Genomic DNA, 14749 nt, shown 5'->3' with positions numbered 1-14749 from the left:
CTTCTATCTAAAAAAATTAGTGCTATTTCTCAAACATCCCAACCGTTCCACCAACCCAATCTTTATCCTTATTGAATTTCACACCAATCATTTCGCCACGACTTAGTCGGACTAAATTGGTAACTAAAGTAGGCGAGGGAGCATCTTTTTTCCAAACGGCTAACAAGCGGACTTCGGCTTTGACTTTTCCATCCGGTGATTGAATGATGGGAAGATAGTTTACTTTTTTCTGTAGAATGTATAAGTCTTTTTCTGTAACAGCTTCGATGTCTTCTTTTTTGACGTGGAAGATTACGCCGCTTCCTGAGAAGGAAAACAACGGTTTGAGCACATAGTTTTCTAAATCAGTTGGAATTTCTTTTAAATCGCTTAATAATGTGGTTTCAATGAAATATTTTCCTTTTAAATAAGGTAAAATAAATTTACTGATTCGGAAAAACCAATTCGGATGTCCGGCCCATTCTACGTCTAAATCGGCAGAAAAATCAAAGTTGAGTTGCAAATCGGTACGCAAATCCAATTCGTCAAAAATTACTCGGTTATAGATTCTTTTTACTTCAATTTCAATTCCTTTATTATTGGTGTAAAACAGTTTTTTTCCTTTCTGAATTAATTCTGTCACACAAACTACGGGAATTCCGATGTCGCGTTTGCAGTAATAGAAATCAATTTTGGTGTTTTGCTTTTCAGGTTCAATTTCCAACAGAATTACATTTTCTTTTGGGTAATTATTGCAAATCACTTCTTCGATTAATTTCAAATACGATTCGTTATCCAAACCATTTAAATAAGGAGTTAATTCATTTAGAAAAGGGTAGAGGTCAGCAAATTTTTGCGATAAATGGTTCTGAAAATTAAACAACGAAGGAAATCCTTGTACTTCAATAAGCTTCGGAATAACTTTTCCATCTTCTTCACAAATACCAAAATCGATGGCTAAAAAAGTAGTGTGATTGTCTTCGTTTGGGACTTTTCTGTTTAATTCTAATGCTCTGTTTGTTAATTCTTTGAAGTTGTCTTGTTGAATAAAAGCTATCACTTCGTTACAACCTTCTAACAATTGAGCTTTTAATTCATTTGAAATGAAAAAAGGTGTTTCTCCAATTCTGAAAGTCGGTTTATAATCAAAATCAGCGGTAATTGAATCAATTAACTGATTGTATTTTTCGGTTGAGAATTCTTCGTTGAATTGTTTTCTGAAAGCTGTATTCATTGTAAAATATTTTTAAAAAAAAGACACAACAGAAATTACTAGTGTGTCTTTTTTGGAATTTAAAATTTATAAAACTTAGTTAGAGAGTATTTTTTTATGTTTCATCAAATCGTTGATGGCGATGCGAAGAAAGTTTGGAATAATCGTTTCGTTTGTGCGATAGATTTTCTCTTCATCCACCAAATCTTCTAACATTTTTAGAAACTTTGGACGACCTTTCATCTTGATGATTTTTTCTTTGAAACTTTTGTTTTTCATATGAGCCAAGAAACTCAATGGGTCGGCTTCCGGATGAAATTGCAATCCCACAAACTCATTAGAAAAACGTATTCCCATAATCGCTCGTTCGTATTGCACGTGATCTCGGATTTTTTCTAAAGCAATGATTTGAGCACCCATTTTTTTGATGTTCTTCAACTTAGGCTGAATCACTTGAAAATCCCTACTGTCAATGGTATAAAACGGATTGTCCAACCCTTCAAATAATGGATCTGTCAGACCTTCATTCACTTTATGTGTAGTCATTACGCCAAAAGATGTGTCTTTTCGCTTGGTGATTTCGGCTAAACCAAAGTGTTTGCAAGCCATTTGAAACGAATGACAAATGAACAAAACGTGTTTTTTCATTTCGTTTTCGTTATTCCAATTCCACAAAGAATCGATTAAATTGAAATAGTTCACGTCCCATTTTCCGTCGCCTTCCAATGGATTTCCGGGACCGCCGGTTGATATGAAAATATCAAATTTTTTAATGTCGGGTAATTCATTTTTACCTCGAACATCAAAAACTTGAAATGAAACCATTTGATTAAATCGGTTGATGATGTCATAAATACAACGCATTCCCTGATTGGGCTCGCCGTCGTACATATCTAAAATCGCTATTTTTATTTGTGAATTCATTTGGTAACTATTTATTGATGCAAAGATAACGCTTTTGATTTAGTTGGCTGATAAGGTTTTATTGTTGTTTATTCAATAGAAATTAACAATTTAATTGAACACGGATTTTAAAACTTTTTTAATGGAACACGGATTTTTTGGATTAAATGGATTTTCGCGGGTTTTGTTTTTGAAGCTTTGCTTAATGGATTTAGAAGGATTTCGTTGTGTGAACATTTTTGCCTGTCAAGACGGGAGATTCCTAATTCGACTTCGTCATCTTTCGGAATGACAAAAATGTTTCGGAATGACAAAAATGTTTCTAAATTCTAAAATCTTCCTTCTAAATTCCTTTTGTAAACTCGCTTGTAATAAAATCTACTACTTTGGTTAAATCCTGTGTTTGTTCGAAAATGGCTAATTGCTTGGCGGCTCCGGTTCCTTCACGAAGGATGGTGTGGACGTAATTAATTTCGTCTCGACTTCCTAATTCATCCACTACATCATCAATAAATTCAAGTAATTCGAGAATTAAATCTTTGGTTGGCACTTCTTTTTGCAGACCAAAATCAATCATATTTCCTTGCACTCCATAACGAGCGGCACGGAATTTATTTTCTTTTATCAAAGCCAATCGATACACATTAAAACTAGTGTTTGCTGTATTCAATTTATACAATTTTGCTACAATTGCTTGAATAATTGCGACGATGCAAATCGTTTCATCCACAGTTAAACTCATATCGCAAATGCGGAATTCAATCGTGTTGTAAAAAGGATGCAGACGTAAATCCCACCAAATTTTCTTCGGATTATCAATGCAATTCGTTTTGACTAATGTTTCTAAGAAATTGTCATACGATTGAACCGAATCAAAATATTCCGGTAAACCTGTTCGAGGAAACTTATCAAAAACCTTCGTTCTAAACGATTTGTAGCCCGTATTTCTTCCTTCCCAAAAAGGCGAATTCGTTGAAAGTGAAAAAATATGCGGTAGAAAATAACACGCTTGGTTAATCAATTGTAAACCCACTTCACGACTTTCAATTCCCACGTGGCAATGCATTCCGAAAATCAAATTGGAGCGAGCGGCATCTTGCAATTCATTCACAATCATGTGATAACGAGGATCATCTGTAATGGGTTGGTCTTGCCATTTGGAAAACGGATGCGTGCCCGCAGCACCAACTACCAAACCTTGATTGGCGGCTAATTCGACAATTTTTTTACGTAAAAAAGTAATTTCTTCTCTGGCTTCTTTAACGTTTTTACAGATGTTTGTACCAACTTCTACAACAGATTGGTGCATTTCGGCTTTCACTTGTTCCTGAAGAATGATTTTGGCTCCATCTACAATTTTGGACATATGCGAACGCAAATCTCTTGTTTCCGGGTCAATAATCAAATATTCTTCTTCTACACCGAGTGTAAAAACGGGTAAATCTTTCTTCATAGTCGTTCTTTTATTCTATTTAAAAGGAGTTTATTAAAATCGTTTGGCGTCGTTTACAGAACCTTTCATGAAAGTTCCCCAAGTCAAGTTCATTTGACCATCTTTGTGCTTTTTAGCATATTCAATAGCCATATTCGCTGCTTCTTCGACAACCCATTCAAAATTTTCTTTTCCAACAGATGTCAATTCAGCATCAGGAGCAGGGTTTCCAAAATCGATGGCATACGGAATTCCATCACGAACGGCAAATTCAACCGTATTGAAATCATAGCCTAAACCTTTACACAAACGTAAAGTATAGTCTTTTACAGTTGCTAACAATTTTTTATCAGCCGGAGGTCCATCCACAACATAACGTAAATGATGCGGATTTCTTGGTTCGTAAGGCATAATTTTGACTGCTTTTCCACCTAAACAATACACGCGGAAATACTGATCAAAAACAATTTCTTCTTGCAAAAGCATTACTAATTGTCCGGTTTCGCGGTGAACTTCCCAGAATTCATCTCGGTTTTCAAGGCGATAGACATTTTTCCAACCACCACCGGCATACGGTTTCATATAAGCAGGAAATTTTACATAATCAAAAATTGCTTCCCAATCCATTGGATAGGCTAAATTGCGAAATGATTTGCTGGTTGTATCGGTTGGATGTTCAGCAGAAGGTAAGATCACTGTATTTGGTAACGGAACTCCTAAAACATCCGCTAAACAGTTGTTGAAAAACTTATCATCGGCACTCCACCAAAATGGATTGTTGATTACGGCGGTTCCGGTTAAAGCTGCATTTTTTAAATAAGCTCTGTAAAATGGCACATCTTGCGAAATACGGTCGATGATAACGGCATATTCTGTGGCTTTGTTTTGAACGACTTTATCAATGGAAACAGCTTCGGCTACAATGCCTTTTTCGTTTTTTGAATTTACTCGATCAATGAACGCTTGGGGGAAGGTGTCTTCCATTCCAAATAAAATTCCAATTTTCTTCATGGTTGGTAAGTGTTATGTTGTTTAAAAAAATTTAATTCTTGATAGATAGTGCGGAAACATTTCTTTCCAAGCCGGCCAATCGTGTTCGCGGTCTTGTCTAACGTCTAGCCAGTGCGGAATATCGCGATGGGCGAGGACTCGGCTGAGTTTTAAGTTAGCATCAAAACAAATATCCCAATTGGAAGTTCCGAGGACAATGTCCATATTCCACAATTCACGATCATTTAATCCGTGCAGATAATCCTCAGGACTGTTATAAAAAACATTATCGTCGTGAAAACCATCCATAAAACTTTTGATATTAAAAGCTCCGCCCATCGAAAACATATGGCTAACATAACCAGGATGACGAAACGCAAAATTAGCTGCGTGATATCCTCCAAAACTACAACCGGCAACGGCAACTTTTCCTGAATAGGTATTGTTTTTCACTCGCTCCACAATTTCATGACAAATCATTTTATCATAAAATACATGGTTTTGTATTCGATGTGTGGGATGAATTTTTTTATTATAAAAGCTGTCTTTATCAATACTATCGGGACAAAATATTTGAATTAATCCTTGTTCGATATACCATTTAGCAGAAGCAATCAGACCTTGATCTCTATTTTCGTGATAACTTCCCATCGAAGTGGGAAATAAAATTACCGGATAACCAGCATGACCAAAAACCAACATTTGAATTTCTCTGCCAAGGTTAGGGGAGTGCCATTTGAAGTATTCTTCTCTCATATCATTCGTTTTAACAATAATAATGAAAAAATATCATATTAAGCTACAAAATATTGAGTTTTGATTATTTTTATGATTTAGTCTTTAACAATTTAAAAAGGGTGTAAAAAGCTCAAAAAAAGCTTTGATTATGGGGTTTCGATTTAAGTATTTGCAAAAAAAATGTATTCTTTTTGACAGGAAGAAGTAAAAATGCATTTAAAATAATACAAAATCAATCTAAAAAAGGAAATGTTTTCATCGAAAGAATGAAAAATCTTAATTAAAAATTGTAAATTTAAGGTTATAATTGTAATTCTATTTGAGATGAAAAAGATAGTATATCTAGTTGTTATTTGTTTTATTGTGGGATGTTCTACTAAAACAAATACTAAAAATAAATCCATTACACCAGAAGCTCCTTTGCTGAAATCGAAATCGGAAGGCTATTTTAAAGCAATTGGAACAGAACCGTTTTGGAGTTTAGAAATTTCTGAAGAAATAATTCGTTTTCAAGGCATAGAAGTCGAAAATGAATTTTTAGTTCCACATAGCGAACCTATTTATGCGATGGATGCTAATGTAAAATTATACCGAGTAAATACAGAAAGTGGCGAAATGGAAGTGACAATAAGCAAACAAAGCTGTTCTGATGGCATGTCTGATAATAAACATGATTATAAAGTTGATATTAGTTTAAAAAGAAATAATCAAAAGGAAAATGTAAACTATTCCGGATGTGGAAATTATATTGCTGATTACCGATTATTTGATATTTGGCTTTTAGAAGAATTGGAAGGCAAAAAAGTGACTTTAAATAATTTTGCTAAAGAAGTTCCGATTATAGAAATAAATTCATCCGAAAAGAAATTTAATGGTCACGGTGGTTGCAATCGTATTTCCGGAACAATTTTTCAGGAAAGAGAATTGTTGCGGTTTACGAACATTATTTCCACAAGAATGGCTTGTGGCGAAACTAACATGGAAAATGTGTTTCTAAAAGCTCTGCAAAGCTCAACCGGATATAAAATTAAAAACAATCGCTTGTATTTAACAAATCCGGACGGTATGAAAGCTATTTTTAAGAAAATTGATTAAGAAGCTTGCTGGGTATCAAACAGCTGGATGTTGCTTTTTAATCTTTCAATCAACATATTCATCATTCTTTTATTAAGGTTTGATGAATTTTTTATGTATTCTTCGTATTCATTTATAGTAAATAATCCAATCACCATTCCTTTTAATGAGTTTCTGAACTTGATATCCTTTTGGATTGAATTCTCAATAAACTGTAATTTCTTTTCGGTAGAATACGAATAAAAATCATTCTTATATTTTGAAATATAATTTTTAAAAACATCAACAAACAAATCATTTTGAAGTTTAAGAATAGGGCGGATGGTTACGTTTTGAAACCTTTCTTCTTTAGAAGATTGTTCTGTTACCACGCCAAGAGCTTCACCTCTGTTTTCGATAATGTAACTATCTCTTGTTGTCATGATTTTTTATTTTAAAGTTATAAAAAAACCTCTGTCGTAAAACAGAGGTTGATTTATAGTTATTAAGAATCGATTGTTAATTATTTCACTTTGAAAGTTACTCTTCTTACCAATTTTCTTGCACCTGCAGAATCTTTATCTACTGAAGTATCTTCACCTTGTGAAATTACATTTAATCTTTCAGGAGCTATACCAGCTTTCACTAAGATGTTTTTCACGTTAGTAGCTCTATCATTAGCTAACTTGTTGTTGTATGGTGTGTTTCCAATTTCATCTGCAAACCCAATAATATCAACAGTAGCTGTAGGATTGTTTAACAAATAAGTTCTAATAAAGTCAATACCTTCTGTAGAAACATTTGTTGGTTGTCTTTTGTTGAAATCAAAGTAAGTTGCAACATAACCATCATTGATGAATTTTTTCATCATTTCAGAAGTTTTTCCGTCAGCATTATAGCTTTCATTCGTTACATAAGTATTGTTCAAATATCTTTCTAACTCATCAGGAACGCCATTTTGGTTAATGTCAACCATTCTTCCTTTAGTGTCAACCGCTACTCCAGCAATAGAGTTTGGTTCAGCATCTAAATAATCCGGCACACCGTCTTGATCGCTATCGCTCATGTCATTTTCAATTTGACCTACACGTTTTTCAAGAGCATCAATTTCTTCTTGTTGCTTGCTAGTGATTGTTGCCCAATCTCCGTGAACTTTATGAGAACCAAAAGAATAAGATAAACCTAATGAAGTGGTGTACATACTACCGGCTAAGTTGTTATTTGAATCAGAATAAGAACCATCCCAATTGAAGTGTTGTCTAACATTTGAAATAAGTGTAAAATCAGCAGTTAAAGCTAAATTTTTAGTAATTCTAACTTCTGGGGTAAAACCAACCATGATTCCGCCATTCCACTCATTACGTCCTTCGTTGATTCCCATTTGAGGAGACATTTGAGCTACTTGAACTCCACCGTGGAATAACATTCCAAAACGACCTAAACTTTCTTGAATATCAAAAAGACGAGCTGCATTAATAACACCTTGAAGTCCAATTCTAATTTGTTGCATTTCGAAATCTAAACTTTCATCACTTAAGTTTTTAAGATTATCATAAGCTCCGTCTAATTTTAAACCAAAAGTAGGGCTAAACATATAACGTACTCCAAGTTCGTAATGGTTTATGGTAAAACTTCCTAGTACTTTATCAGGATTACTGGCAAAATAACCAGTAGAATAAGGTTTAATACCTTTACTTTGACCTGCATTTAATTCAATAGACCATTTATTGTATTCATCAACTTTAGATACTTCTGTAGAATCTTGTGCGAAAGAAGTTGCATATGCAAAGATTGACAGAGAAATAATAAGTAGGTTTTTCTTCATTTTGGTGTTTATTTTATTTTAGTGTTCAAATTTTATACGGGTGCAAAGATAGTTCAAAAGTTGAGATAATCAACTTTTTTGTTAAAAAATATAAAAAATAATCTCTTAATATAAAAGTAGTTAGCGATGAAATGCATATAGTTTACTTACATAATGAGGTAGAAATGATTTAGTTGAATTACGAAAACCTTTTCGCTAAATATGTTACATAATTCCAGCTGTTGCTGTTTTTAATCTTAATTTTGTAATTGAATTTAATATACTAACAATGAGATTTCATACTAGAAAATGGGTAAAACCCGAAGATTTGAATCCGAACGGAACGTTGTTTGGTGGTAGATTATTAGCTTGGATTGATGAAGAAGTTGCTCTGTATTCTATTATTCAACTAGAAAATGCAAAAGTAGTTACCAAGCACATGTCTGAAATAAATTTCAGAAGCTCAGCGAAGCCGGGTGATATTGTAGAGATTGGTATAGATGTAGTGAAATTTGGACACACTTCAATTTCACTTACTTGCGAAGTTCGAAATATCATGACACGCGAAACGATTATTTCTGTGGATTCAATCACCATGGTTAACTTGAGTGAAGACGGAAAACCCCTTGCTCATGGTAAAACCAAAATAGAATATGTAAAAGATAGGCTGGAGAAATAATTTATTAATTAGTCAAATATTTTCGTTCTACATAAAATGTTCCAAATGGAATAATTGATGCTATGCAGATTATTGCAAGTAGTTTTGTACTCCAGTTTAAACTAAATTTAAGTATAACTGCCAATAATATGTAAACTATAAAAAGAACTCCATGAGCCATTCCGATGGTTTTTACATAAATTTCTTGGTCAAATATGTATTTCATTGGCATGGCAAAAAATAAAAGTGCCAAAAGAGAAATACCTTCTAATAGAGCAGTTTTTTTAAAAAATTCTAACATATTATAACATTTGATAAATAGCAAATCCATAAACTACAAAACGCATCAGTCTTAAAAGGGCAAACAATAAGAAGTTTTTAAAATTAAATTTAATCATTCCTGCGGCCATAGCTGCCATTGCAAAAGGAAGCGGTAAAAGTGCTCCAACAGCAATTAGTAAACCTCCCCATTTACGCATATTAGCAATGTGTTTACTCATTTTTTCTACCATAAAATTATTTATAGAAGGAATAATCAGCATTGCTTTTCCTAATAAATAAGATATTACGCCTCCTAAATAAGATAGTACTGCTAGAAGTGATAGGTAAAGTATAGGGTAGTCGGTATTTTTTGTCCAAGCAATCCAAATGTCCGGTGGAAGTAATCCCAAAATTGATTCTGAAGCAAAAAACACAGAGAATATGGTTAAGTCACTATACCGTTGCGTCAATAATGTTAGAGCTTCATTGATATTTATAACATAATAATGTACGTAAAACAATGCACCAACAATTAATGCCGTTGGTAAAAAAGCACTTTTTAATCCATCAAGAATGAACTTGTAAAAACCAGTGTAGGTATAATACATGTGAAGTTGCCTCCATTTATTTTTTTTAATTTTTTCGCGTTGCATAATTAATGTGTATCAGCTTCTGTGATCGTTATCTCTGATTTGTTGTTGCTAAAATATAAAAATAAAAATCCTACTGTTCCACCAATTAAGGATGCAATTAGAATTCCAATTTTTGCTTGATGAATAAGTTCTGGATCTTTAAAAGCCAAGTTTGCTATAAATAATGACATTGTAAATCCAATTGAAGCTAATAAACCTACACCTATTAAATGTTTAAAGGTCATTCCCATTGGAAGTGGAGTCAGTTTTAATTTTACAAATAGAGCAGAAAGCCCAACTATGCCTATAAATTTTCCTAAAAGTAATCCGAAAATTATACCAATTGCAACATAGCTTATTCCCGTACTTGTAGAATCGGAAGAAATTGTAACACCTGCATTGGCTAAAGCAAAAATTGGCATTACTGCATAAGTTACAAAAGGGTGCATTCCGTGTTCCAAACGTTGAAGTGGTGTCATTGCCTGTTTAGATAGCGTTCGCATATCTTCCAATATGTGAAGTTGTTCCGGTGTAACGGTTGGTACTCCATTTGGATCGGCATGTTTAAATTTATTTAAATAATCTTTCATTTTTTCTACAAATCCAATTTCATCAACCTTCACATTAGCAGGGATAGTAAAAGCAGCTAACACTCCGGCAATGGTTGCGTGTACACCAGAGAGCAAAAAGGCCATCCAAACTCCTGCAATTCCTAAAATTCCGTAATAAAAGGTATTTCGTACGCCAAGTAAATTTGATGCAATTAATAAAATCATAAAAATAGATCCTATCATCAAACTTGTGAATGAAATATCAGAAGTATAAAAAAAGGCTATAACCAAAACGGCACCTAAATCATCAGCAATAGCTAAAACAGTTAAAAAAACTTTTAGTGAGGTTGGAACTCTTTTGCCCAGTAAAAATAAAACACCTAAAGCAAATGCAATATCAGTTGCCATTGGGATTCCCCATCCGCTGTGAGCTTCACCGGTTGGATTAAACAATAAATAGATTAAAGCCGGAAAAACCATACCGCCTAAGCCAGCTACAATAGGAAGAATAGCTTTCCTAGGGTTAGATAATTCACCACCTATAATTTCTCGTTTTAATTCTAATCCCACAACAAAGAAAAAAACAGCCATTAATCCGTCATTTATCCAATGGTGTAGCGTTTTGTCTAACATGAAATCACTGTCGATTCCGAAACTTATTTTATGTTCCCAAATGTGATGATAAGCATCTTTCCATGGAGAATTTGCTAAAATTAAAGCAACAACAGCAGAAAGAAATAAAACAATTCCTCCCGTAGTTGATTTACCAATAAAACGGTTAACAGGATCAATAACCCATTTGTCTATCGGAGTGATTTTAATTCTATACTTCATATTTATTTTAAAGGCTTTTGAAAAGGAGTGTAAAATTAAGAATATTCATTGAATATGAAACCGCAGATAAATTATTTTAATTGATTTTATGTATAATTTAACCTTTTAGCAATAGTGCAATTGAAATTTTGAAATTAATTAACCTAAAAATTGAATAGTAGGACTTTATCTGCTTATTTTTGCAAAAACCGAATTTTTAAATTTTCATAATGTCAAAAAAAGATATATTACTAGAAATTGAAGAGAAGAAAAAGCTCTACAGCTATCAGTTGGGTGATATTGATCGTATTTTTGATAAGATTGAAAATGCTCCACACAACTATCATCTACTTTATCAATTGCCTACAGGGGGAGGGAAAACAGTTGTTTTTTCTGAAATCACACGACGATATTTAGAAAAATTTGACAAAAAAGTAGTGGTTTTAACACATCGAATTGAGTTGTGTAAACAAACCTCAAAAATGTTGAAAGGATTTGATGTAAAGAATAAAGTTATCAACAGCATTGTTAAAGAATTACCGGATCAAGATGAATATTCTTGTTTTGTTGCAATGGTTGAAACATTGAAAAATCGGCTGAACGATGAAAAATTACTTATTGATAATGTTGGTTTATTAATTATTGATGAAGCTCATTTTAATTCGTTTAGAAAATTATTTCATGCTTTTAAAAATACATTCTTTCTTGGTGTTACTGCCACACCCTTGAGTTCCAATATCAAACTTCCAATGAATGAAAATTATCATGAACTTATTGTGGGTAATAGCATTGGTTCGTTGATTGATAAAGGCTATTTGGCCAAAGCAACGACTTACAGCTATGATGTTGGTTTAACTTCGTTAAAAATTGGTATAAATGGCGATTATACAGTAAAATCGTCTGATGAACTTTATACCAATATGGCTATGCAGGAAAAATTAGTACATGCTTATACTGCTCATTCATTTGGAAAGAAAACCTTAATTTTTAATAACGGAATAATCACATCATTAGGTGTTTTAGATGTTTTTAGAGAAGCAGGGTTTAAAAATATCAAACATTTAGATAACACAAATTCAAATGACGAACGTAAAGATATTCTAAAATGGTTTAAAGAAACACCGGATGCAATTTTAACATCAGTTGGAATTTTAACTACAGGATTTGATGAACCTACGGTTGAATCGATTATTCTTAATCGTGCTACAAAATCTTTAACGCTTTATTTTCAGATGATTGGTCGCGGTTCGAGAAAACTACCTAATAAAGATGAATTTACTATCATTGATTTAGGAAATAATGCAGCTAGATTCGGACTTTGGACAGATAAGTTGGATTGGCAGCATATTTTTAAATACCCGGAACAATACATTCACAATTTAAAAGGTGATGTAGAAATTGAATTAAATTTCTTTTATAAAATGCCCCCTGAACTTCGGGCAAAGTTTGGCAACACTGTAAACATAGATTTTGATATTGAATCAGAATATCGTGTAGCTTTAGCAAATAACCTCCGTCCAAAAGTAGTAATTGAAAAATCAATCGATCATCATGCTTCAATGTGTGTTGATAATTCAGAAACTTTAATGGAGGCAAAACTTTTAGCCAAAGAATTAGCAGATGATATCGAAAGTAGAGTACGGCATTTTGCAAATTGTTTAAGTAGTTCAACCAAAAATTACCGCGATTGGTTAATTGAAGATTATAAAACACGTCTTTCAATAGTTATTGGTCGAAAATTTCGAGAAAAACTCTTTTCGGAGGAATAATTCTGTCTTATTTTATGTTAAAATTTTAAGCTTTTTACCCTGTTTAAAATTTAATTTACCGTTTATCGACTATTTAGGTTACTCATCTTTTAGGTGTGTATTTCGTCGATGAAATGAGTGTTTTCAACAGATTTCAAGGTTTTTATTTTGTGTGGTATATAATTAGTTTTACATTTGATTTGTGTTTTACAGATTGAAGAATTAATTAATAAAATGTTACTATAGTTTTTATCAAGTAAATCACTTTTTTTTAGAGTCGTCCCCAAAAGCCGGCGTTCCAAAAAAATACCACAAACCACCCTAAGATTGTTAAAGTGCACCAAATTGTCTGGTTCTGCATAGGCAGATTCATCGACGAACGGAATTTTATTATCTAAAAGTTATGAGCAAAAAGCACGATGTAATGTTAATTTTAGAAGGTACTTATCCTTTTAATGGCGGTGGAGTTTCTACATGGGCTCACATGCTTTGTAATGAAGTGAAAAATTCAAACTTTACACTTTATTCCATTAACGCAGAATTTGAGTCTAAAACCAAATATAAACTAAGCGAAAACGTAAAAAGCCTAATTCAAGTTCCACTTTGGTCTCCAATGGAGCCCCAGGAAATGATTGATTATGGCAAAAAATACTATAAAATTATTTCCCGAAAGGAAAAAAACGATTTAGATAAAATCAATCAGGTTTTTATTCCTGTTTTTCAAGATTTACTTAGACACATTTTTTCAAATAATAGAGATGTGAGAGCTTTTGATGAAACCATCCAAAAAATGTGGCGTTATTTTCAAAAGCACGATTACAAAAAAACGATGAAAAGTGAGCCTGTATGGAGAACTTTTTGTTATATGGTTTCTGATTTGAATTCTGAACAAGAAAACGAAAAAGTATCATTATATGATTTAACATCCGGAATGCGTTGGATTTACCGTTTTTTAATTCCGCTTTCTGTTGATGTACCAAGAGTTGATGTTTCTCATTTAACCTTATCCGGTTTTCCTGTAATTCCTGCTTTAGTTTTAAAGTATAAATATGGAACACCTATGATTGTTACCGAGCACGGTGTTTTTATTCGTGAACGTTTATTAGCAATCAACTCTTCAGAATATTCATTTTTCCTTAAAAAGATGTTGATTAAATTTTCTGAATGTGTTACTGAATTGGTTTATTACAAAGCAGATAAAATTCTGTCTGTAAACAAGTTCAATATCAAATGGGAGAAAATGTACGGAGCAGATCCGGAAAAAATTGAAATTATTTATAACGGAATCGATCACAACGTATTTAAACCAGCACCAAAACCGGAACATTTAAAAGATATTCCAACAGTGGTGGCAGCTGCACGTATTTTTGATTTGAAAGATATTGTTACGATGATAAAATCATGTGAAGTAGCAAAACGTCAAATTCCGAATATTCAGTATTTGGTTTATGGTGACAATAATGCTGTTCCTGAATATACTGCAGAATGCGAACGGTTGATTGATGAATTGGATTTGAGAGACAATTTCAAATTAGCAGGTTATCATGAAAATCCAAGCGAATTGTTTTGTGAAGGTGATATTTCGATACTAACTTCTATTTCCGAAGGTTTTCCATACACCGTATTGGAATCAATGAGTTGTGGAATTCCTGTTGTTGCAACAGATGTTGGTGGAGTAACCGAAGCTTTAGATAATTCTTGTGGTTATATTTGTAAACCAAAAGATGCCGAAGATATTGGAAATAGAGTAGTGGAGCTTCTTAACAACAAAGAATTAAGAGAGCAAATGGGAATTAATGCAAGAAAAAAAGTAATTGATAATTTCACCATTGGAAAATTCATCAATGCTTATGAAGAAGTATATGAAAGAGTTGTTACTCGTGAAGTTAAAGAAGTACAAATGCCAATTTTAATCCAATCACTTGATGAAATACAATCTGTAAAAGCCTCATAAACCCCACCCAAATTTACACC

At 33.0% G+C, this 14749-nt stretch carries 14 protein-coding genes; 4 read left to right on the top strand and 10 right to left on the bottom strand.

Annotated elements, in window-relative coordinates:
- Positions 1-22 precede the first annotated feature (22 nt).
- The 5 genes from M0M57_RS15015 to M0M57_RS14995 all read right to left on the bottom strand — a co-directional run bounded on the left by M0M57_RS15015 (position 23) and on the right by M0M57_RS14995 (position 5273).
- Positions 23-1213, bottom strand: coding sequence for a hypothetical protein (locus tag M0M57_RS15015; protein WP_248433901.1), 1191 nt, complete (start codon positions 1211-1213; stop codon positions 23-25).
- A gap of 75 nt (positions 1214-1288) precedes the next feature.
- Positions 1289-2116: a type 1 glutamine amidotransferase gene (locus M0M57_RS15010; RefSeq protein WP_248433900.1), complete on the bottom strand. Its 828-nt coding sequence runs from the start codon at positions 2114-2116 to the stop codon at positions 1289-1291.
- 322 nt (positions 2117-2438) lie between these two features.
- The gene (locus M0M57_RS15005; protein WP_248433899.1) at positions 2439-3548 is read right to left on the bottom strand and encodes a carboxylate-amine ligase; all 1110 of its coding nucleotides are present in this window, start codon (positions 3546-3548) and stop codon (positions 2439-2441) included.
- Between the two features lie 33 nt (positions 3549-3581).
- Positions 3582-4538, bottom strand: a complete 957-nt coding sequence (locus tag M0M57_RS15000) for an ATP-grasp domain-containing protein (RefSeq protein WP_248433898.1) — start codon at positions 4536-4538, stop codon at positions 3582-3584.
- 21 nt (positions 4539-4559) lie between these two features.
- Positions 4560-5273, bottom strand: a complete 714-nt coding sequence (locus M0M57_RS14995; RefSeq protein WP_248433897.1) for an esterase family protein — start codon at positions 5271-5273, stop codon at positions 4560-4562.
- Between the two features lie 306 nt (positions 5274-5579).
- Between M0M57_RS14995 and M0M57_RS14990 the strand changes: the two genes are divergently transcribed.
- Complete coding sequence (locus M0M57_RS14990; RefSeq protein WP_248433896.1) at positions 5580-6350, top strand: META domain-containing protein; 771 nt, start codon at positions 5580-5582, stop codon at positions 6348-6350.
- On the opposite strand, the gene M0M57_RS14985 is transcribed toward M0M57_RS14990, so the two are convergent.
- Positions 6347-6751, bottom strand: coding sequence for a glyoxalase (locus M0M57_RS14985; RefSeq protein WP_248433894.1), 405 nt, complete (start codon positions 6749-6751; stop codon positions 6347-6349). The genes M0M57_RS14990 and M0M57_RS14985 overlap by 4 nt on opposite strands.
- A gap of 80 nt (positions 6752-6831) precedes the next feature.
- On the bottom strand, positions 6832-8133 hold the full coding sequence (locus tag M0M57_RS14980; protein WP_248433892.1) for an OmpA family protein: 1302 nt from the start codon (positions 8131-8133) through the stop codon (positions 6832-6834).
- 268 nt (positions 8134-8401) lie between these two features.
- Here M0M57_RS14980 and M0M57_RS14975 point away from each other — a divergent pair, with 268 nt between their 5' ends.
- Positions 8402-8791 carry an acyl-CoA thioesterase gene (locus M0M57_RS14975; protein ID WP_248433890.1) on the top strand — a complete coding sequence of 130 codons (390 nt, stop codon included), beginning with the start codon at positions 8402-8404 and terminating at the stop codon, positions 8789-8791.
- Between the two features lie 4 nt (positions 8792-8795).
- Here M0M57_RS14975 and M0M57_RS14970 read toward each other — a convergent pair whose 3' ends face one another.
- From M0M57_RS14970 to nhaA, 3 genes are read right to left on the bottom strand one after another with little or no spacing between them, the layout of a single operon-like run.
- Positions 8796-9071 carry a DUF3817 domain-containing protein gene (locus M0M57_RS14970; RefSeq protein ID WP_248433888.1) on the bottom strand — a complete coding sequence of 92 codons (276 nt, stop codon included), beginning with the start codon at positions 9069-9071 and terminating at the stop codon, positions 8796-8798.
- A gap of 1 nt (position 9072) precedes the next feature.
- On the bottom strand, positions 9073-9684 hold the full coding sequence (locus M0M57_RS14965) for a YqaA family protein (RefSeq protein ID WP_248433886.1): 612 nt from the start codon (positions 9682-9684) through the stop codon (positions 9073-9075).
- A 2-nt stretch (positions 9685-9686) separates the two neighbouring features.
- A complete protein-coding gene (gene nhaA / locus M0M57_RS14960) occupies positions 9687-11048 on the bottom strand; it encodes a Na+/H+ antiporter NhaA (RefSeq protein WP_248433884.1) in 1362 nt (453 codons plus the stop codon).
- 209 nt (positions 11049-11257) lie between these two features.
- Here nhaA and M0M57_RS14955 point away from each other — a divergent pair, with 209 nt between their 5' ends.
- Together M0M57_RS14955 and pelF are read left to right on the top strand one after the other, a co-directional pair.
- Entirely contained in the window at positions 11258-12796 is a 1539-nt protein-coding gene (locus tag M0M57_RS14955) for a DEAD/DEAH box helicase (RefSeq protein ID WP_248433882.1), read from the top strand.
- A 382-nt stretch (positions 12797-13178) separates the two neighbouring features.
- Positions 13179-14729, top strand: a complete 1551-nt coding sequence (gene pelF, locus M0M57_RS14950; protein WP_248433880.1) for a GT4 family glycosyltransferase PelF — start codon at positions 13179-13181, stop codon at positions 14727-14729.
- Positions 14730-14749 lie beyond the last annotated feature (20 nt).

It is taken from the genome of Flavobacterium azooxidireducens (assembly GCF_023195775.1).
GTDB lineage: Bacteria > Bacteroidota > Bacteroidia > Flavobacteriales > Flavobacteriaceae > Flavobacterium > Flavobacterium azooxidireducens.
The sequence above is the reverse complement of the archived record's forward strand: the minus strand, read 5'-3'. Positions and strand labels throughout refer to the sequence as shown.